22 protein-coding genes are annotated in these 17,611 nt (G+C 67.3%); 14 read left to right on the top strand and 8 right to left on the bottom strand.

What is annotated here, in order from left to right; genetic code table 11:
- Positions 1–27: 27 nt before the first annotated feature.
- Positions 28–2,094: a thioredoxin domain-containing protein gene (locus ACQUQR_RS03450; protein ID WP_435194746.1), complete on the top strand. Its 2,067-nt coding sequence runs from the start codon at positions 28–30 to the stop codon at positions 2,092–2,094.
- A gap of 1 nt (position 2,095) precedes the next feature.
- On the opposite strand, the gene ACQUQR_RS03445 is transcribed toward ACQUQR_RS03450, so the two are convergent.
- Together ACQUQR_RS03445 and ACQUQR_RS03440 are read right to left on the bottom strand one after the other, a co-directional pair.
- On the bottom strand, positions 2,096–2,464 hold the full coding sequence (locus ACQUQR_RS03445; protein ID WP_435194744.1) for a thioredoxin: 369 nt from the start codon (positions 2,462–2,464) through the stop codon (positions 2,096–2,098).
- A 25-nt stretch (positions 2,465–2,489) separates the two neighbouring features.
- On the bottom strand, positions 2,490–2,918 hold the full coding sequence (locus ACQUQR_RS03440) for a hypothetical protein (RefSeq protein WP_435194743.1): 429 nt from the start codon (positions 2,916–2,918) through the stop codon (positions 2,490–2,492).
- 95 nt (positions 2,919–3,013) lie between these two features.
- Here ACQUQR_RS03440 and ACQUQR_RS03435 point away from each other — a divergent pair, with 95 nt between their 5' ends.
- Complete coding sequence (locus tag ACQUQR_RS03435; RefSeq protein WP_435194741.1) at positions 3,014–3,973, top strand: PLP-dependent cysteine synthase family protein; 960 nt, start codon at positions 3,014–3,016, stop codon at positions 3,971–3,973.
- On the opposite strand, the gene ACQUQR_RS03430 is transcribed toward ACQUQR_RS03435, so the two are convergent.
- Positions 3,918–4,760, bottom strand: a complete 843-nt coding sequence (locus tag ACQUQR_RS03430; protein ID WP_435194740.1) for a hypothetical protein — start codon at positions 4,758–4,760, stop codon at positions 3,918–3,920. The two genes, ACQUQR_RS03435 and ACQUQR_RS03430, sit on opposite strands and share 56 nt — an antisense overlap.
- Positions 4,761–4,807: 47 nt before the next feature.
- Positions 4,808–5,272, bottom strand: coding sequence for a DUF5804 family protein (locus ACQUQR_RS03425; RefSeq protein ID WP_435194739.1), 465 nt, complete (start codon positions 5,270–5,272; stop codon positions 4,808–4,810).
- 79 nt (positions 5,273–5,351) lie between these two features.
- On the opposite strand from ACQUQR_RS03425, the gene ACQUQR_RS03420 reads away from it, so the two are divergent.
- Positions 5,352–5,561, top strand: a complete 210-nt coding sequence (locus ACQUQR_RS03420; RefSeq protein WP_435194738.1) for a ribbon-helix-helix domain-containing protein — start codon at positions 5,352–5,354, stop codon at positions 5,559–5,561.
- 13 nt (positions 5,562–5,574) lie between these two features.
- On the opposite strand, the gene ACQUQR_RS03415 is transcribed toward ACQUQR_RS03420, so the two are convergent.
- Positions 5,575–5,982 carry a hypothetical protein gene (locus ACQUQR_RS03415; RefSeq protein ID WP_435194736.1) on the bottom strand — a complete coding sequence of 136 codons (408 nt, stop codon included), beginning with the start codon at positions 5,980–5,982 and terminating at the stop codon, positions 5,575–5,577.
- A gap of 43 nt (positions 5,983–6,025) precedes the next feature.
- Positions 6,026–6,703, bottom strand: coding sequence for a hypothetical protein (locus tag ACQUQR_RS03410; protein WP_435194735.1), 678 nt, complete (start codon positions 6,701–6,703; stop codon positions 6,026–6,028).
- A gap of 84 nt (positions 6,704–6,787) precedes the next feature.
- Between ACQUQR_RS03410 and ACQUQR_RS03405 the strand changes: the two genes are divergently transcribed.
- Positions 6,788–7,465: a VOC family protein gene (locus tag ACQUQR_RS03405; protein WP_435194733.1), complete on the top strand. Its 678-nt coding sequence runs from the start codon at positions 6,788–6,790 to the stop codon at positions 7,463–7,465.
- Positions 7,466–7,486: 21 nt separating this feature from the next.
- Positions 7,487–7,972, top strand: a complete 486-nt coding sequence (locus ACQUQR_RS03400) for a cupin domain-containing protein (protein WP_435194731.1) — start codon at positions 7,487–7,489, stop codon at positions 7,970–7,972.
- On the opposite strand, the gene ACQUQR_RS03395 is transcribed toward ACQUQR_RS03400, so the two are convergent.
- Complete coding sequence (locus ACQUQR_RS03395; RefSeq protein ID WP_435194729.1) at positions 7,973–8,263, bottom strand: DUF5779 family protein; 291 nt, start codon at positions 8,261–8,263, stop codon at positions 7,973–7,975.
- Positions 8,264–8,615: 352 nt separating this feature from the next.
- On the opposite strand from ACQUQR_RS03395, the gene ACQUQR_RS03390 reads away from it, so the two are divergent.
- The 9 genes from ACQUQR_RS03390 to ACQUQR_RS03350 all read left to right on the top strand — a co-directional run bounded on the left by ACQUQR_RS03390 (position 8,616) and on the right by ACQUQR_RS03350 (position 16,995).
- On the top strand, positions 8,616–9,797 hold the full coding sequence (locus tag ACQUQR_RS03390; RefSeq protein ID WP_435195501.1) for a LeuA family protein: 1,182 nt from the start codon (positions 8,616–8,618) through the stop codon (positions 9,795–9,797).
- Between the two features lie 306 nt (positions 9,798–10,103).
- Positions 10,104–11,903: a biosynthetic-type acetolactate synthase large subunit gene (ilvB, locus tag ACQUQR_RS03385; protein WP_435194727.1), complete on the top strand. Its 1,800-nt coding sequence runs from the start codon at positions 10,104–10,106 to the stop codon at positions 11,901–11,903.
- Entirely contained in the window at positions 11,900–12,514 is a 615-nt protein-coding gene (gene ilvN, locus ACQUQR_RS03380; RefSeq protein WP_435194725.1) for an acetolactate synthase small subunit, read from the top strand. Before ilvB ends, ilvN begins: the two co-directional genes overlap by 4 nt.
- Positions 12,511–13,560: a ketol-acid reductoisomerase gene (gene ilvC / locus ACQUQR_RS03375; RefSeq protein ID WP_435194723.1), complete on the top strand. Its 1,050-nt coding sequence runs from the start codon at positions 12,511–12,513 to the stop codon at positions 13,558–13,560. The genes ilvN and ilvC overlap by 4 nt, the downstream gene beginning before the upstream one ends.
- Complete coding sequence (locus ACQUQR_RS03370) at positions 13,553–13,801, top strand: hypothetical protein (protein ID WP_435194722.1); 249 nt, start codon at positions 13,553–13,555, stop codon at positions 13,799–13,801. Before ilvC ends, ACQUQR_RS03370 begins: the two co-directional genes overlap by 8 nt.
- Entirely contained in the window at positions 13,798–15,219 is a 1,422-nt protein-coding gene (gene leuC, locus ACQUQR_RS03365) for a 3-isopropylmalate dehydratase large subunit (protein WP_435194721.1), read from the top strand. Before ACQUQR_RS03370 ends, leuC begins: the two co-directional genes overlap by 4 nt.
- Positions 15,216–15,830 carry a 3-isopropylmalate dehydratase small subunit gene (gene leuD, locus ACQUQR_RS03360; RefSeq protein WP_435194720.1) on the top strand — a complete coding sequence of 205 codons (615 nt, stop codon included), beginning with the start codon at positions 15,216–15,218 and terminating at the stop codon, positions 15,828–15,830. Before leuC ends, leuD begins: the two co-directional genes overlap by 4 nt.
- The gene (locus ACQUQR_RS03355) at positions 15,823–16,800 is read left to right on the top strand and encodes an isocitrate/isopropylmalate dehydrogenase family protein (RefSeq protein ID WP_435194718.1); all 978 of its coding nucleotides are present in this window, start codon (positions 15,823–15,825) and stop codon (positions 16,798–16,800) included. The genes leuD and ACQUQR_RS03355 overlap by 8 nt, the downstream gene beginning before the upstream one ends.
- A 45-nt stretch (positions 16,801–16,845) precedes the next feature.
- Positions 16,846–16,995 carry a DUF7557 family protein gene (locus ACQUQR_RS03350; RefSeq protein ID WP_435194717.1) on the top strand — a complete coding sequence of 50 codons (150 nt, stop codon included), beginning with the start codon at positions 16,846–16,848 and terminating at the stop codon, positions 16,993–16,995.
- A gap of 139 nt (positions 16,996–17,134) precedes the next feature.
- Here ACQUQR_RS03350 and ACQUQR_RS03345 read toward each other — a convergent pair whose 3' ends face one another.
- Positions 17,135–17,578 carry a DUF5799 family protein gene (locus ACQUQR_RS03345; protein ID WP_435194716.1) on the bottom strand — a complete coding sequence of 148 codons (444 nt, stop codon included), beginning with the start codon at positions 17,576–17,578 and terminating at the stop codon, positions 17,135–17,137.
- Between the last annotated feature and the right edge of the window lie 33 nt (positions 17,579–17,611).

Raw genomic sequence — 17,611 nt, 5'->3', positions numbered from 1 at the left:
TAGGGACCGGACGCCCGTAGGTGGGGTATGGAAAACCGTCTCGACGCGGAGGAGTCACCGTATCTCCGCCAGCACGCGGACAACCCCGTCGCGTGGCAGCCGTGGGACGACGACGCGCTCGAAGAGGCCAGAGAGCGCGACGTGCCCATCTTCCTCTCCATCGGCTACTCGGCGTGTCACTGGTGTCACGTCATGGCCGAGGAGTCGTTCGAAGACTCGGAGGTGGCCGAGGTGCTGAACGAGCACTTCGTCCCAATCAAAGTGGACAGAGAGGAGCGCCCGGACCTCGATTCCGTGTACATCACCATCTGCCAGCTCGTCCGCGGACAGGCGGGGTGGCCGCTCTCCGTGTGGCTCACGCCCGACGGAAAGCCGTTCTTCGTGGGCACGTACTTCCCGAAGGAGGAGAAACGCGGGATGCCCGGCTTCCGCAGTCTCTGTGAACGCATCGCGGAGTCGTGGGCGACCCCCGACGATAGAGCGGAGATCGAGGACCGTGCGGAACAGTGGGCGCGGGCGGCCCGCGACGAGCTGGAGTCCGTCTCCGAGGCCACGGAGCCCGCCGAGACGACCCTCACCGATGCCGCGAACGCTGCGCTCCGCACCGCCGACCGCCAGTACGGTGGCTTCGGCCAGGGCCAGAAGTTCCCCCAGCCCGGCAAACTCCACATTCTCGCCCGTGCGTTCGACCGCGAGAGGCGAGACGCGTACCGAGAGGTCCTGACCGAGACCCTCGATGCGATGGCGAACGGCGGGCTCTACGACCACGTCGGCGGGGGGTTCCACCGGTACTGCGTCGACCGCGAGTGGGTCGTCCCCCACTTCGAGAAGATGCTCTACGACCAGGCCGAACTCACGAGGGCGTTTCTCGCGGGCTACCGACTGACCGGGAAGGAGCGCTACCACGAGGTGGCGATGGAGACGCTGGCGTTCGTGGAGCGGGAACTCACCCACGAGGACGGCGGGTTCTTCTCCACGCTCGACGCCCAGAGCGGCGGCGAGGAGGGGGCGTTCTACGTCTGGACGCCCGACTCGGTCGCGCAGGCGCTCGACGAGGACGCCGAGCTCGTCTGCGCCCGCTACGGCATCACCGAGGCCGGGAACTTCGAGGGCGACACTGTGCTGACGATTGCGAAATCCATCGAGGAGCTCGCGGCGGAGTTCGACACCAGCGAGGCCGACATCGAGGCCCGGCTCGCCAGCGCGCGCGAGGAACTCGACGCGGCTCGCGAGGAGCGCGTCCGCCCCCCGCGCGACGAGAAGGTGCTCGCCTCGTGGAACGGGCTGATGATCTCCGCGTTCGCGGAGGGGGCGCTCTCCGAGCCCGTGCTCGCGGAGACGGCCGCGGCCGCGCTCGAGTTCGTACGCGAACACCTGTGGGACGGCCACTCCCTGTCGAGGCGCTACGCCAACGGCGAGGTGAAAGGCGACGGCTACCTCGAGGACTACGCCTTCCTCGCGCGCGGCGCGTTCGACCTGTATCAGGCCACAGGCGAGGTGGCGCATCTCGCGTTCGCCCTCGACCTGGCACGGGCGCTCGTCCGGGAGTTCTACGACCCCGATGCCGGAACGCTGTACTTCACCCCTGCGGCGGGAGAGTCGCTCATCGCCCGTCCACAGGAGCTCGGGGACTCCTCCACGCCCGCGAGCACCGGCGTCGCCGCGGGACTCCTCGACTCGCTCGCCGCGTTCGCCCCCGACGCGGGGTTCGACGAGGCCGCGGAAGCGACCCTTGCCAGCCACGCGACGAAGGTCGAAACGAACCCCGCGGGCCACGCCTCGCTCGCGCTCGCGACCGACGCGCACACGCACGGGGAGCTGGAGTTGACGGTCGCGGCCGACTCGCTTCCGGACGCGTGGCGCGAGCAGGTGGCGAGCACGTTCCTCGACCCGTACACCCTGTCGGTGCGCCCCCCGACGGCGGAGGAACTGGAGCCGTGGCTCGACACCCTGAACCTGACGGCGGCCCCACCCATCTGGGCCGGCCGCGAGGCGCGCGACGGGCCGACGGTCTACGCCTGCCGGAACTTCACCTGCTCGCCGCCGACCGGGTCGCTCGACGAGGCGTTAGAATGGGCCCGAGAACGCCTGTGAGTTAGAGCCGCTCCGCGAGATAGACCAGTATCGGCTCGGGTTCGTCCTCGACGAACCGGGCGACCTCCTCGCCGTCGCGCTCGACGACGACGGTCGGGATGAGTTCGATGCCGTACTCCTCGACCTTCGGCCCGGACTTCGAGCCGTCGTCGTTCTTCTCGACCGGGTAGTGGTGGATCCGTTCGGCGGGGACGCCCGCGGCGTCGAGCCCCGCGGCGAAGTCCGGGAGCTGGCTGCGGCAGTCCTTACACCAGTCGCCACCCCACACCTTCACCTCGATCTCGTCGGCGACCGCGGCGAACGCCTGCACTGCATCGTCGTAGGAGTCCGCGTCGAACACCGGGTTCGGGCGCATCGTTTCGAGTTCCATGGCTCGCCCTACCTCACGCGGAGGCTTAACGCCCGCGCTCCGTGCAAGCCAGGCGCTCCGCGAGCACGACCCGGTGCGATCGCCGATTCGGGCCGACGGTGTCGACGATGACGAGTGACTCCCCCGCCCGGACGCGCTCCCGGAGGCCATCGAGGGCCGTCCTGGCTGCCGGGTCGTCGTCGAGTCGGTCCCGGTAGCGTTCGAGAACGCCCACGTCGTCCCACGCGGCGTTGTGTGCCCCCTCGGCGCACATCCCGGCCATGCGGAACTCCGCTGCGACCTCTCGGGCGTCGGCGAGTACGGGAGCTGGGGGTGCCAGCTCCGGGACGTTCGTGTCGACGAGCCGGCGGAAGCCGGGGTCGGGGTCCCGGACGACACCCACGAGCGTCGCGTCCGCGGGGGCCGGGGCGAGCCCCCGTCGCAGGGCGTCCGCGCTGGCGTCGGTGACGGACATGGTCGTGCTACGTCGTACCAACACAAATCCCCACCGACGGCAGCACCTGCCGGTGTCCACAGGGCGTTTAACCGCCGACCGACTACCCGGGAGCAATGAACCGGTCGATTCTGGAGAGCATCGGCTCGCCGCTGGTCCAGGTGTCCTCGCCTCCAGGGAGCCAGATCGCGGCGAAAGTCGAGTCGAAGAACCCCGGCGGGTCGGCGAAGGACCGCCCGGCGCTGGCGATGATCGAACGCGCGGAACGCGAGGGGGAGATCTCGCCGGGTGACCGGCTCGTCGAACCCACCTCGGGGAACACGGGCATCGGGATCGCGATGGTCGGCGCGGCGAAGGGGTACGACGTGACCATCGTCATGCCCGCATCGAAGTCGCCCGAGCGCCAGCGCATCATGCGGGCGTACGGCGCCACCCTCGAACTCGTGGAGGGCGACATCTCCGACGCGAAGGAGCGGGCGGACGAGATCGAAGCCGAGGGGGCCTACCAGCTCCGGCAGTTCGAGAACGACGCGAACCCGAACGCTCACTACCACACCACGGGCCCCGAGATTTTAGAGCAGGTCGGCGACCGCACCGTCGACGCACTGGTCGCGGGTGTCGGCACAGGGGGGACCATCACGGGCATCGGTCGCCGCCTGCGCGAGCAGTTCCCCGAGATGGAGATCGTGGCTGTCGAGCCCGAGGACAGCGCCGTCCTCTCCGGCGAGGAGCCGGAGGGAGACTCCTTCCAGGGGATGGGGCCGGGGTTCGTCTCGCCCAATCTGGACACCGAACTCATCGACTCGGTCGAGACGGTCTCGCTTGAGGCCGCTGAGGAAGAGTGTCGCCGGCTCGCCCGCGAGGAAGGGATTCTGGTGGGGCAGTCGTCGGGGGCGTCGAACCTCGCGGCGAAGCGGGTCGCCGGGCGTCTCGCGGACCCGGATGCAGAGTGCCCCGGCCCGAGTACCCAGACCGATCTGTTCGCCGACGGCGGGATGGAAGAAGCGTGCCCGCTCGTCATCACCGTGTACTGGGACTCCGGTGAGCGCTACATGTCCACCGGGATGTTCGACTGATTCGGGGTCGCCTGCGACTCCGTGCTCGTGATATCGCGTACGAACAGCAGCGTGGCCGTGTTGAGCGCGAGCGCGAGCGGGGCACAGAGCAGCGTGGCGAGGACGCGGTAGCCGGGGGCGCGGTGTACGCGAGCCATGAAATGGGGACGGAGCAGACCGCCGAGAGGGCGATGTACGCGAGGAAGAAGGCGGGCACGCGGATGTCCCCGGTCGCGAGCGTGACTGCACCCCGGAGCGCGGCCACGAGCGCGCGGTCCTCGACCACGACGAGGTACGGCGCGGTGAAGAACAGGTAGGCGAGGGCGAATAGCCCCACCCCGAACACGATGAGGACCGGCCCGGACCCCAGCGAAGACAGCGCGACGAGTGCGAACAGCAGGCCGACGCCCGCCTCCAGCAGCGCGAGGCCGACGAACGGGGGAGCGTACCGCCGCAGTGACGCGACGAACGACCACTCCCCGCGGAGGGCAGCGTCGATGCTCCCGAGATAGCCGGCGGCGAGCACCCCGGTGAGGACGATGGAGGCGACGGTGGTGGCGACGGCGAGCGGGTCGAGTGCCGAGAGTCCGTACACCGTCGTGCCGTCAGGAATGACGTTGAGAAACGAGAACAGCGTGCTGACTGGCCGGGGGACGCCGAACGTGACGGAGAACTCGTGGTCGGTGTTCGCGAGGAGCGTGGCGAGTTCGCCGACGCTCAGGAGCGTGGCAACGACGGGGACGAGGACGAGCGGCCACACGCGCTGGAGGTGCGTCGCGGTCCGCGAGACGAGTGAGTTGGAGGGCATCACTCGCTCGTCCTCCGGGGTGGGAAAAACGTGTTGTGGTTCTGACGCTATGCCCCGAACTCGGCCTCGGTCACCCGCACCCGAACGGTCTCCTCGACGTCGCGGAGGTCGTACTCGGGGAGTTCGGGGCCGGTGCGGGTGACGTACATCGGTTCGACGAGCTTCCGTCCTTCCTCCGTCTCCTCCACCCCGAACACCTTCAGATAGCGCCCCGACTCCTCGGGGGTGACCTCCTTGTCCCGGACCGCACGCGCCAGCTTCCGGGAGAGCCACTCCTCCTCGGAGACGGAGGGTTCGAGGACCAGGACCTCCTCGACGAACCGGACGAGATACCAGTTCAGGTCGTTACACAGCGAGACGGCGGAGCCGAGGCTGATGGTCTCTAAGGCCACCGTGTTCACGAACGGCTCGCGCAGGTCGTAGGTCGCGAGCGCGTCGCGGGCGGTCTCGCGGGAGACGAGTTCGTACCGGAGGTTCACGTCCGCGTCGCCGACGAGACACACCCGCGTCATGTCCCGTGAGAGAGGGGGTCGGGGAAAAACGGTTTCGCTCTCCCGCAATCCCTTTTCCCCTCCGTGCCCGAGGGAGGGTATGACCGAGTACACCACCGTCTCGATCCCGAAGGAGCTGGCCGAGCGCGTCGACGACACCATCGAGGGGACGAGCTTCTCCTCGACCTCCGATCTGGTGCGGTTCCTGCTCCGGAGTATCGTCATCGAGCACCAGCGAGAGGGGGAGCTGACGGAGGCACAGTTTCAGGACATCGCGAGCCAGCTCCGAGATTTAGGGTACCTGCAGTAGTCTCAGTCCCCCGTCAGTAGTCCAGCCGTGCTTCCGGCGGCTCGATGTCGAGAACCTCGAGGGGAAGGCGACGTCCCGAGCGGCCGAACGCGGCCAGACTCGACTCGTCGTAGGGTGGAATCGCGACGAAGATCACGGCCGCGAAGTCGTCCGTCTGGACGAGTTCGAGCTTCCCCTGCGGGTGGGAGACGAACCGCCCATCCGTGTTCGGCCGCCCGAGGTCCATCCCGAAGACGGCGTTGACCGAGCGCCCTGCGTCGGGGAGATAGAAGTCCGTGAACACCGACGCCTCGGGATCGAGGTCGGCTTCCGGAAGGTCGCTGGCGGGAGTGGTCGCCAGCGCCAGGGCGACCGATTCGGGGTCGGCCTCCCCGGCAAACTCCAGTAACGCGGTGACGAGCCCGCGGGTGACGTATACCACACCACTACTAGCCACGCGGAACGTATAATCCCGGTGGCTCTCGTCAGCTCCGCAGGAACGAGGCGAACGATTCCATCCACGCGCGCGGCGCGCGCTTTCGCGACCCGGAGACGGCGTCCTCGATGTGTGCCTCCGCGTTCTCCAGTACCCCGGCCCCGTGACCGACGAGCAGGCGCTCGACGGCGAGCGGCCGGAGCTGACTCGGCGGGAACAGCCGGAGCGCGGGGTGGACCCCCACCTGCTCGTCGCCCGTCGTGTAGTAGTCGACCGTCCCGAGCGTCTCGGGGACGAGCAGGGTTCCGCTCCCTTCGTGGTAGAGTGCGGCCTCCTTCCAGAACGGCGAGTCGACGAGTCGGCGCACCTCGTAGCCGGTGTCGCCGAGCGCGTCACCGAGCCGTTCGACGGGCGCATCGAGTTTCTTCTCGACTCCGGACATCCACGCGGGGATGTGTACGGCGACGTCGTGGCGGTTCGCGATGGTCGCGGCATCCCGGAGGTGCCGGTCCAGCAGGACCACGACGCCCGCGACCTCCCCTTCCTCCGCCAGGAGATCGTCCAGCCCGTCGGCGTCGACGGGGTCGACCACGTACACCTTCCCGTCCGAGACGAGCGCGTGGCTCGCCCGCTGCATCCCCTCCTTGGGGTAGGCGATCCAGCCGAAGCCGCCGTCGAACCGGTCGATCTCGCGGAGTTGGGTCGCGCCGGAGCCCTTGATTGGCATATCTCGGGAGAGGGGCGGTACCCGGAAAAAGGATAGCGAGGAGGCAGGCACCACCGCTTTGCCCCCTGCGTGCGAAGGGAGCGTATGGTCGCCGGGCTCACCCACCTCGCCCTCGAAACGAAGTACCTCGACCCCGCGGTGGCGTTCTACCGCGAGCATCTGCATCTCTCCACTATCGAGGAGTCCGCCACCGAAGTCGCCCTCGCCGCGGGGGAGACCGACCTGATACTTCGCGCGCCCTCGACGGTTCCTCGGGGTGGGCTCCACACCCACTACGCGTTCGCCACGCCGGCAGGGGAGTACGCGGGGTGGTACGACCGGCTCTCGGAGGAGTTCGACCTGGAGGAGGTCACCTTCGGCTCGGCGAAATCGCTCTACTTCTACGACATAGATGGAAACTGCGTGGAGATCGGCCAGCGCGCGGAGGAGGGCGAGGGGATCACGGGCATCTTCGAGCTGGTCCTCGAAGTGGAGTCGCTCGACGACGCCGAGCGGTTCTACCGTGACCTGGGGTTCGAGGTGATGGACCGCGGGGGTGAACGGCGGCGAATCCGGCTCACGACGGGAAAATTCGACCTCGAACTCTGGGAGCCCCAGCTCGGGCTCGCGGACGCGCGCGGTGGTGTGCACGTCGATTTCGGTATCGAGGCCGACCCCGAGGCCGCCCTCGCCGCGGTCGAGGACCGGGTGCAGAAGGTCGAGTACCTGAGCGACGGGGTTCGTGTTAGGGACCCGGACGGCCACTACCTCACATTCATCTAGTTCCCCCTGATAGGGTAGCACATGACAGACGACTACGGTCACCTGCCCGCCGACGCCGCACCGGACGCACCGAGCCCCACCCGCCACAAGTTCGAGGTGGACGAGGCCTTCTCAATCACCGAATTCGGCTTCAACGTCTTCGTCGCCGACCCCGGGCAGCGCCTCCCGTGGGGGACCCACTCGCATCCCGACCACGAGGAGCTGTTCTACGTCATCGAGGGACAGGTGTCGTTCGAGACGCCCGACCGCGAGTACGTCGTGGAGGCCGGTGAGGTGTTCTTCGTCCCGCGCGACCACCCGCAGAAGGGTGTCGCCGTCGGGGACGTGCCCGCGCGCGTCGTCGCTGTGGGTGCCCCGAAGGCCACGGACGACGCCGTCATCGAGGAGGAGTGCCCCGAGTGTGGGGAGATGACTGGGAGAACGTTCGACGAGGAGGACGGTGCGTACCTGCTTTACTGCGCCGAGTGTGGCGAGCAAGTCGACCGACTCGTCTCGGGGCCGGAGTAGTCACCCCAGCCGCGACGTGTCGATGTCCATCTCCGGGGGTGCGACGACGAGGAAGCCCCGGAAATGCATCAACTCGCCTCCCAGGTCCTTCACCTCGCGGGCGAAGCCCTCGGCCAGTTCCGCGAGGTCGCCGTCGACGTGGAGGACGAGCACCGACCCGCTGGCGATGGTCTCCACCCACTCCTCGGGCGGGGTGGAGCCGTCGAGGACGCCGAGCACGATGTCACCGGGGTCGATCTCCGCTGCCATCTCGCCTTCCGCGGTCTGTAAGTCGAGGTCGAAATCAGCCATATCCGGGAATCGACGCCCCCGGAGAAAAATCCACCCGTCGGCACAGGGTTGAAGGTTTCAATCCGGGACCGCGCGTGAGCCGCGTCTCAGATAATTCCAGATAGAAAAGAACACAACTTACAGTTGCACGATTATTTAAAGACCCTATCGCGGCCAAGGTATTGGGTAGCATATTGTGGACTCAAAATTGTATAAGGCCGTTTACGTCATGTGGTTTTGCTGTGCGACAGTCGACAGTCAGTTCTCGGCAGGAGCGTCTCGCCTGTCTGAAGGCAAGTCTTATATACTGGCGAGTGACTTGGACAGAATGCTATGACAAAGCGCAACGAGGGTTCGTCGGCTTCGCCGGCGGATCGAGTTCTTCGAGGGTACGTTAACTGACACCTCGGAGATAAACGAGGCACGTATTTTCGACACCACGCTGCGAGACGGCGAGCAGTCGCCGCGAACATCGTTCTCCTACAACGACAAGAGAGAGATCGCCGAGATTCTCGACGAGATGGGCACCCACGTCATCGAAGCCGGGTTCCCGGTCAACTCCGACGCGGAGTTCGAGGCGGTCTCCGACATCGCAGCGAGCACGACGAACACGGTCTGCGGACTGGCCCGTGTGGTAGACAAGGACGTAGAGGCCGCGCTCGATTCGGGCGTCGAAATGGTGCACGTGTTCGTCTCGACGAGCGACGTGCAGCTGCAGGATTCGATGCACGCGACCCGCGAGGAGGCGGTCGAGCGGGCCGTGAAGTCCGTCGAGCGCGTGAAAGAGGCCGGGGTGACCTGTATGTTCTCCCCGATGGATGCCACGCGGACGGATGGGGAGTTCCTCATCGAGGTCATCGAGGCCGTCTCCGACGCCGGAACGGACTGGATCAACATCCCGGACACCTGTGGGGTCGCGACCCCCAACCGGATGCAGTCGCTCATCGAGACCATCACGCAGCACACGGATGCCTACATCGACGTGCACACGCACGACGACTTCGGGCTGGCCTCCGCGAACGCGCTGGCTGGCTTCGAAGGCGGTGCGTCACAGGCGCAGGTCTCCGTCAACGGCATCGGCGAGCGCGCCGGGAACGCGGCCTACGAGGAGGTCGTGATGTCGCTGGAGAGCCTGTACAACGTCGACACGGGGATCGACACGACGCGCATCACGGAGCTGGCGCGCATCGTGGAGGAGAAGTCGGACATCGTCGTCCCGGCCAACAAGCCGGTCGTCGGTCGCAACGCCTTCTCCCACGAGTCGGGCATCCACGCCGCGGGCGTCATCGAGAACGCCTCGACGTTCGAACCCGGCGTGATGACCCCCGAGATGGTCGGTGCGAAACGCGAGCTGGTACTGGGCAAGCACACGGGGACCCACTCCGTGCGCGAGCGCCTGTACGACGCCGGCTACGACCCGACCGAGACGGAGGTTCGGGAGATCACTCGAGCGGTGAAGGACTTCGGCGCGGAGAAGCGCCGGGTCACGATGGAGACGCTGAAGCGCTTCGCGGAGGAGCACGGCGTCGCCAAGCGCGAGGAGGTCCGCGCGTAAGATGGCCTCCGTGAGCGTTTCGAACGGCCAGCGACCGCGTACGCACGCGCGCGGCAACGACTGCCCGACCACCAAGGTTTATCAGGGTCCGATGCCGTACGCTCGTGTTGATGACGCGGCACGCGACGCAGACCGGCACGCCCGCCGCCAGCGCCGCCGCCGTTCGGACGCTCATTATTGTAGGGGCGTAACCTGCCCCTCATCATCCTCCCCCCGACCGTATCGCACCGACTTCGAGCGCACCCAGCAGTATCCAATGACACCACACACAGACCACACACGACCGTATCGCACCGGAGGTGAACCATGAGCGGCGAAGGCGTCTCCGCACCCGCGGACACGAACACCGACACCGACACCGACACCGACACCGACGCGACCGCCGACGCCGACGCCGACGCGCGGGCCGAAGAGCGCCCCGTCACGAACGGCGCCGAGTCCGTCGTCCGGGCACTCGAGAACGCCGGCGTCGAACACCTCTTCGGCGTGCAGGGCGGCGCCATCATGCCCGTCTACGACGCGCTGTACCACTCCGAGATGACCCACATCACGATGGCCCACGAGCAGGGCGCGGCTCACGCCGCTGACGCCTACGGCATCGTCGCCGGCGTTCCCGGCGTCTGTATGGCCACCTCGGGGCCGGGCGCGACCAACCTCGTCACGGGGCTCGCGGACTCCAACATGGACTCCGACCCCGTCGTCGCCCTCACGGGCCAGGTGCCGACCGACTTCGTCGGCTCGGACGCCTTCCAGGAGACGGACACCGTGGGCGTCACCATGCCCGTCACGAAGTGGAACACCTTCTCCTCGGACCCCGACACCGTCGGCGACGACGTGAGCGAGGCGTTCGCCCTCGCCGCCCGCGGCCGACAGGGCCCGACGCTCGTCGACCTCCCGAAGGACGTGACGAACGCCGAGACCGACAAGGAGCCCGGCGAGCCGCGGACGCCTGATACGTACACGCCGCCGGAGCGCGCGAGCGCCGAATCCGTCCAGGAGGCCGTCGAGGTGCTCGCCGACGCCGAGAAGCCCGTCATCCTCGCGGGTGGCGGCGTCATCAAAGCCGAGGCGTCAGAGGAGCTGCGCGCGTTCGCGATGGAGAACGACATCCCGGTCATCACGACGATGCCCGGCATCGGCGCGTTCCCCGAGGACCACGAACTCGCCCTGGAGATGGCCGGCATGCACGGCACCGGCTACGCCAACATGGCGATCACCATGACCGACTGCATGCTCGCGGTCGGCACGCGCTTCGACGACCGCCTCACGGGTGGCGTCGAGACGTTCGCGCCCGACGCGGAGATCATCCACGTGGAGATCGATCCCGCGGAGGTCTCGAAGAACATCGAGGCCGACTACCCGCTTCTGGGTGACGCGAAGCAGGTGCTCGGCCAGCTCACCGAGGCCATGCCCCGCGCCCCCGACTGCGACGAGTGGCGCGAGCAGGTCCAGACCTGGAAACGGGAGTACCCGATGGACTACCCGATGGACCCCGACGGCCCCGTCAAGCCGCAGTTCGTCGTGGAGGCGTTCGACGCCGCCACGCCCGCCGACACCATCGTCACCACCGGCGTCGGGCAACACCAGATGTGGGCCTGCCAGTACTGGACGTACACCGAACCACGGACGTGGGTCTCCTCCCACGGACTGGGTGCGATGGGCTACGGCCTCCCGGCCGCCATCGGTGCCCGGCTCGCCGCGGACGACGACCAGCAGGTCGTCTGTTTCGACGGCGACGGCTCCTTCCTGATGACGTGTCAGGAGCTGGCCGTCGCGGTCCGCGAGAACCTCGACATCACCGTCGTCGTCCTGAACAACGAGGCCATCGGCATGGTCCGCCAGTGGCAGGACGGCTTCTTCGGTGGCCGCCACATGGCCTCGCAGTACAACTGGGTGCCGAAGTTCGACACCCTCGCGGAGTCGTTCGGTGCCGCCGGCTTCCGCATCGAATCGCACGACGAGGTCGAGGAGGTCGTCCAGGAAGCCCTGGAATACGACGGGCCGAGCGTCGTCGACGTCTACATCGACCCCGCGGAGAACGTCTACCCGATGGTCACGTCGGGTGGCGACAACGGACAGTTCGCGCTGTCGGAGGACCAGCTATGACCGAACAGGGACTGCAGGGCCCCGCGCCCGAAGAACGGCAGCGGCCGACGAAGCGACGCAACTCCCAGGGCATCCGCATCGACCCCGAAGTCGAGGCCGAGCGGAAGCCCCGCCGGACGGTCATCTCGGCGCTCGTCCAGCACGAACCCGGCGTCCTCGCCCGGGTCTCGGGGCTGTTCAGCCGCCGACAATTCAACATCGAGTCGCTGACCGTCGCGGACACGCAGAACGACGACTGGGCGCGCATCACGCTCGTCGTCGAGGAGCCGGACCCCGGTATCGACCAGATCGAAAAACAGCTCCAGAAGCAGCTGCCCGTGATTCACGTCCGGGAGCTGGGTGACGACGCCGTCGCCCGCGAGCTGGTGCTCGTGAAGGTCGAGGCCACGGAGCCCGACAAGGTCCACGCCATCACGGAGATGTACGACGGAACGGCGATGGACGCCGGCCCCCGGACCATCACCGTCGAGCTCACCGGCGACGAACAGAAGATCAACGACGCCATCGACGCCTTCCGCCAGTTCGGGGTCCTCGAGATCGCCCGGACCGGGCAGACGGCGCTGGCACGCGGAGAGACGAAGACAGCAATCGTTCCGGAGCATCTGAAATGACTGACGAATTCGAGAACCCACTCTACTACGACGACGACGCTGACGAATCGTATCTTGATGACAAGACGGTAGCCGTCCTCGGCTACGGCTCGCAGGGCCACGCCCACGCACAGAACCTCGCGGACTCCGGCGTGGATGTCGTGGTCGGCCTGCGTGAGAGCTCCTCCTCGCGGTCGGCGGTGAAAGCCGACGGCCTGCGCGTGGAGACGCCGAAACAGGCCGCGAAGGAGGCCGATCTGGTCTCCGTGCTGGTCCCCGACACGGTCCAGCCCGCGGTGTACGAGGAGATCGCCCCCGTCATGGAGGCGGGTGACACCCTCCAGTTCGCCCACGGCTTCAACATCCACTACGGCCAGATCGAGCCGAGCGAGGACGTGAACGTGACGATGGTCGCGCCCAAATCGCCGGGCCACCTCGTCCGCCGGAACTACGAGAACGACGAGGGGACCCCCGGACTGCTCGCCGTCAATCAGGACGCGACCGGCGACGCCCACGACATCGGGCTGGCCTACGCGAAGGCCATCGGCTGCACCCGCGCGGGCGTCGTGGAGACGACGTTCCGCGAGGAGACGGAGACCGACCTCTTCGGCGAGCAGGCCGTCCTCTGTGGCGGTGTCACCTCGCTCGTGAAGCAGGGGTACGAGACGCTCGTGGACGCGGGCTACTCCCGCGAGATGGCCTACTTCGAGTGTCTGAACGAACTCAAACTCATCGTCGACCTGATGTACGAGGGTGGGCTCGGCGAGATGTGGGATTCGGTGTCCGACACCGCCGAGTACGGCGGGCTCACGCGTGGTGACCGCGTCGTCGACGACTCCGCCCGCGAGCGGATGGAGGAGATCTTAGAGGAGGTCCAGGACGGCACGTTCGCCCGGCAGTGGATCACCGAGAACCAGGCGGGTCGCCCGAGCTACAAGCGGCTCCGCCACGCCGAGAAGAACCACGACATCGAGGCCGTCGGCGAGGACCTCCGCGCGCTGTTCGCGTGGGGCGAGGAGGCAGAGACGGAAGAGAAAGAGAAGACACGAACCACCGCAGATGACTGAGGACAAGAAGACGCTGGGCGAGATGAGCCACACGAACCCCTACACGAACGAGACGTTCGGGGACACCCAGACCTACAACCGCGGCCAGCAGGTGGCGGCGGACGGTGGGTCCGACCCGGTCCGTGAGGGCACGTCGATGAGGGACGTGAGCCACGAGCCGCCGAAGAACGCCCCGAGCGCCTCGCGCACGTACATGCGCGGGGAGGAGGACGGCGTAGACGCCGATAATGACGTAACATGAGCGAAGGAACCCTCTACGACAAGGTCTGGGAGAACCACAAGGTCACCACCCTCCCCAACGGCCAGGACCAGCTGTTCGTCGGGCTGCACCTCATCCACGAGGTGACGAGCCCGCAGGCGTTCGGGATGCTCCGCGAGCGCGACATCGAGGTCGCGCGACCGGACCTCACGCACGCGACGGTCGACCACATCGTCCCCACGAGCGACCAGTCGCGTCCCTACGGCGACGACGCCGCGGAGGAGATGATGAGCGAACTCGAGAAGAACGTCCGCGACGCGGGCATCGAGTTCGACGACCCGACCACGGGCGAGCAGGGGATCGTCCACGTCATCGGTCCAGAGCAGGGGATCACCCAGCCCGGCATGACCATCGTCTGTGGTGACAGCCACACCTCGACGCACGGCGCGTTCGGCGCGCTGGCGTTCGGTATCGGCACCTCCCAGATTCGGGACGTGCTCGCCACCCAGACCGTGGCGATGGAGAAGAAGAAGGTGCGGAAGATCGAGGTCACGGGCGAGCTCGGCCCCGGCGTCACGGCGAAGGACGTCATCCTCACCATCATCCGCGAGCTCGGCACCGACGGCGGGGTCGGCTACGTCTACGAGTACGCGGGCGAGGCCATCGAGAGCCTCGGGATGGAGGGCCGGATGAGCATCTGTAACATGTCCATCGAGGGCGGTGCCCGTGCGGGCTACGTCAACCCCGACGAGACCACCTACGAGTGGCTCGCGGGGACCCCCGAGTTCGCCGACGACCCCGAGCGCTTCGAGGAGCTCAAGGAGTACTGGGAGTCCGTCCGCTCGGAGGACGACGCCGTCTACGACGACGTGGTCACCATCGACGGGTCGGAGATCGAACCGACCGTCACGTGGGGGACGACCCCCGGCCAGGGCATCGGTATCACCGAACCCATCCCCCACCCGGAAGAGCTTCCCGCGGACAAACAGGAGACGGCGAAGATGAGCCAGGAGCACATGCGCGTCACCCCCGGCGAGACGATGGAGGGGTACGACATCGACGTGGCCTTCCTCGGCTCGTGTACGAACGCGCGGATGCCCGACCTGCGCGCGGCCGCGGAGATCGTGAAGGGCCGGCAGGTCCACGACTCCGTTCGCGCGATGGTCGTCCCCGGCAGCCAGCGGGTGAAGGCCGCCGCGGAGGCCGAGGGCCTCGACGAAGTGTTCAGGGAGGCCGGCTTCGACTGGCGCGGTGCCGGCTGTTCGATGTGTCTCGGCATGAACGAGGACCAGCTGCAGGGTGACGAGGCGTGTGCCTCCTCCTCGAACCGAAACTTCATCGGCCGACAGGGCTCGAAGGAGGGCCGAACCGTGCTGATGTCCCCGGAGATGGTCGCCGCCGCGGCCATCGCGGGTGAAGTGACCGACGTGCGGAAACTGCCCGAGGTGGCACAGCCATGAGCGAGGAGATTCCCGAAGTCGACTACGTGGAGGGGACGGGCGTCCCCATCCGCGGCAACGACATCGACACGGACCAGGTCATCCCGGCGCGCTTCATGAAGGTCGTCACGTTCGACGGCCTCGGGGAGTTCGCCTTCTTCGACCTGCGGTTCGACGACGATGACAACGAGAAGGACCACCCGTTCAACGAGGAGCGCTTTGCGGACGCGAACGTGATGGTCGTCAACAGCAACTTCGGCTGTGGCTCCTCGCGTGAGCACGCGCCGCAGGCCCTCGTGCGCTGGGGCATCGACGCCATCATCGGCGAGTCCTTCGCCGAGATCTTCGCGGGCAACTGCCTCGCGCTCGGCGTCCCCACCGTCACCGCGGACACGGAGACCATCGAGGCGCTCCAGGACTGGGTGGACGAGCACCCCGACGAGACCATCGAGGTCGACGTGGAGGCCGAGACGGTTACCTACGGCGACCAGACCATCGACGTGACCGTCGACGACGCCCAGCGGAAGGCGCTCGTCGAGGGGCAGTGGGACACCACCGCGCTGATGAAGTCGAACACCAAGGCCGTGGCCGACACCGCGGCCAGCCTCCCCTACGTCCGGAGCGATGACTGAGGAGATCGCCGTCATCCCCGGCGACGGTATCGGCCAGGAGGTCGTCCCCGTGGCAGTCGACGTGCTCGATGCCGTGGGCGCGTTCGAGTTCGTCCACGCGGACGCGGGCGACGCTACCAAAGAAGAGACGGGTGAGGCGCTCCCCCAGGAGACGTACGACCTCGCTGCGAACGCCGACGCCACGCTGTTCGGTGCCGCAGGCGAGACCGCAGCCGATGTCATCCTCCCGCTTCGCGAGGCGGTCGGCTCGTTCGCCAACGTCCGGCCCGCCCGTGCCTACCCCGGCGTGGACGCGCTCAAGCCGGAGACGGACCTCGTCTTCATCCGCGAGAACACGGAGGGTGTCTACACGGGCATCGAGTCCGAGATTTCCGAGGGCGTGACGACGCTCACCCGCGTCATCACCGAGGACGCGTCCCGGCGAATCGCGGCGTTCGGCTTCGAGTACGCGGCCGAGAACGGCTTCGACCGCGTCACGGTCGCCCACAAGGCGAACGTGATGCGCGTCACCGACGGCCAGTTCCTCGAAGCCGCGCGCGACGTGGCTGAAGAGGGCGACTACGACCACGACGAGGCACTGATGGACGCGCTGGCGATGCATCTCCTCCTCACGCCCGAGGAGTACGACGTCGTCATCTGTCCGAACCTCGCGGGCGACATGCTCTCGGACCTCGCGGCGGGGCTCGTCGGTGGGCTCGGCCTCCTGCCGAGCGCCAACGTCGGCCCCGAGAACGCGCTGTTCGAGCCCGTCCACGGCTCCGCCCCGGACATCGCCGGCGAGGGCATCGCGAACCCCGCGGCGACCGTCCTCTCCGCCGCGATGCTCCTGGAGCATCTGGGCTATCAGGACGAAGCCGCGAACGTCCGGTCGGCCGTCGAGGGCGTCCTCGCGGACGGCCCGACGACGCCGGACCTGGGTGGTAACGCCTCCACGGAGGAGGTCGGAGCCGCCATCATCGACCGGCTGTAATCCGGCCGCAACGACGTTATTTTCCCTCGTCTCCTCTGTTTAGCCATGCCCCGGATCGAAGTCGCACAGGCCACGGTGGGGAAGCTCGACGAGCTGTGTGAGGAAGGCGAGAGCTACGACGAGCTCATCAACGAACTCATTGCCATCTACAAGGCGGAGGAGATGACGTTGTATCACGCGGGTGAAGAGTACTGAGCGTTAGCGAAGTACTCTTCAGCATGCGAATCTCCGATTCGCAATCGGGCGAGGAGTACTGAGCGTCAGCGAAGTACTCCGAGCCACGCGAGACGAGCATCGCGAGTCTCGCATTCCGGCGAAAAATACTGAGCGGTAGCTACGACGACCCGTAAGCGTCGCGCACGCTCTCCCACGACCCGTTCTTCTCGAGGTGCTCCTGGAGCGCCGTCGCGTAGTTCTGTGCGAGCGCCTCGGCCGCGGCCACTTTCTCGGCGTCGGTCTCCTTCTTCGATTTGGAACTGCCGAGGCCGAGCGCGGATTTCACGGAGCCGAGGAGCCCGGACTTCTCTTTTTCGCCGCCCATCCCGGCCTGCTGTTGCATCTTCGCGACGCGCTCGACCTCCGGCATGATGTCCTCGAGGTTGGAGGTGTCGGCGACGAGGCGTGCGTCGTCGGTGTCGGCGTTCTCGATGTCGAACTCGACGGCGGTCATGATGAGCCCCCACTCCTGTCTGGAGAACTGTGAGTTCGTGATCTCGGGGGCGAACTCGTTGTCGACGGCCATGCGGGCGCCGACGATTCGGTCCTGCCAATTGCTCATGCGCGGCGTTGGCACTGGGCGGGCAAGAACGTT

The sequence above is a fragment of the Natronomonas sp. EA1 genome, from assembly GCF_051195035.1.
In the GTDB taxonomy this organism is placed as follows: domain Archaea; phylum Halobacteriota; class Halobacteria; order Halobacteriales; family Haloarculaceae; genus JBNTJV01.
Note: the sequence above shows the minus strand (reverse complement) of the source record. Positions and strands in the feature narration are given on the sequence as shown.

Bases quoted from the DNA above. Each gene is read 5' to 3' on its own strand.
- ACQUQR_RS03450 (WP_435194746.1), top strand. From the start codon at position 28: ATGGAAAACCGTCTCGACGCGGAGGAGTCACCGTATCTCCGCCAGCAC.
- ACQUQR_RS03445 (WP_435194744.1), bottom strand. From the start codon at position 2,464: ATGGAACTCGAAACGATGCGCCCGAACCCGGTGTTCGACGCGGACTCC.
- ACQUQR_RS03440 (WP_435194743.1), bottom strand. From the start codon at position 2,918: ATGTCCGTCACCGACGCCAGCGCGGACGCCCTGCGACGGGGGCTCGCC.
- ACQUQR_RS03435 (WP_435194741.1), top strand. From the start codon at position 3,014: ATGAACCGGTCGATTCTGGAGAGCATCGGCTCGCCGCTGGTCCAGGTG.
- ACQUQR_RS03430 (WP_435194740.1), bottom strand. From the start codon at position 4,760: ATGCCCTCCAACTCACTCGTCTCGCGGACCGCGACGCACCTCCAGCGC.
- ACQUQR_RS03425 (WP_435194739.1), bottom strand. From the start codon at position 5,272: ATGACGCGGGTGTGTCTCGTCGGCGACGCGGACGTGAACCTCCGGTAC.
- ACQUQR_RS03420 (WP_435194738.1), top strand. From the start codon at position 5,352: ATGACCGAGTACACCACCGTCTCGATCCCGAAGGAGCTGGCCGAGCGC.
- ACQUQR_RS03410 (WP_435194735.1), bottom strand. From the start codon at position 6,703: ATGCCAATCAAGGGCTCCGGCGCGACCCAACTCCGCGAGATCGACCGG.
- ACQUQR_RS03405 (WP_435194733.1), top strand. From the start codon at position 6,788: ATGGTCGCCGGGCTCACCCACCTCGCCCTCGAAACGAAGTACCTCGAC.
- ACQUQR_RS03400 (WP_435194731.1), top strand. From the start codon at position 7,487: ATGACAGACGACTACGGTCACCTGCCCGCCGACGCCGCACCGGACGCA.
- ACQUQR_RS03395 (WP_435194729.1), bottom strand. From the start codon at position 8,263: ATGGCTGATTTCGACCTCGACTTACAGACCGCGGAAGGCGAGATGGCA.
- ilvB (WP_435194727.1), top strand. From the start codon at position 10,104: ATGAGCGGCGAAGGCGTCTCCGCACCCGCGGACACGAACACCGACACC.
- ilvN (WP_435194725.1), top strand. From the start codon at position 11,900: ATGACCGAACAGGGACTGCAGGGCCCCGCGCCCGAAGAACGGCAGCGG.
- ilvC (WP_435194723.1), top strand. From the start codon at position 12,511: ATGACTGACGAATTCGAGAACCCACTCTACTACGACGACGACGCTGAC.
- ACQUQR_RS03370 (WP_435194722.1), top strand. From the start codon at position 13,553: ATGACTGAGGACAAGAAGACGCTGGGCGAGATGAGCCACACGAACCCC.
- leuC (WP_435194721.1), top strand. From the start codon at position 13,798: ATGAGCGAAGGAACCCTCTACGACAAGGTCTGGGAGAACCACAAGGTC.
- leuD (WP_435194720.1), top strand. From the start codon at position 15,216: ATGAGCGAGGAGATTCCCGAAGTCGACTACGTGGAGGGGACGGGCGTC.
- ACQUQR_RS03355 (WP_435194718.1), top strand. From the start codon at position 15,823: ATGACTGAGGAGATCGCCGTCATCCCCGGCGACGGTATCGGCCAGGAG.
- ACQUQR_RS03350 (WP_435194717.1), top strand. From the start codon at position 16,846: ATGCCCCGGATCGAAGTCGCACAGGCCACGGTGGGGAAGCTCGACGAG.
- ACQUQR_RS03345 (WP_435194716.1), bottom strand. From the start codon at position 17,578: ATGAGCAATTGGCAGGACCGAATCGTCGGCGCCCGCATGGCCGTCGAC.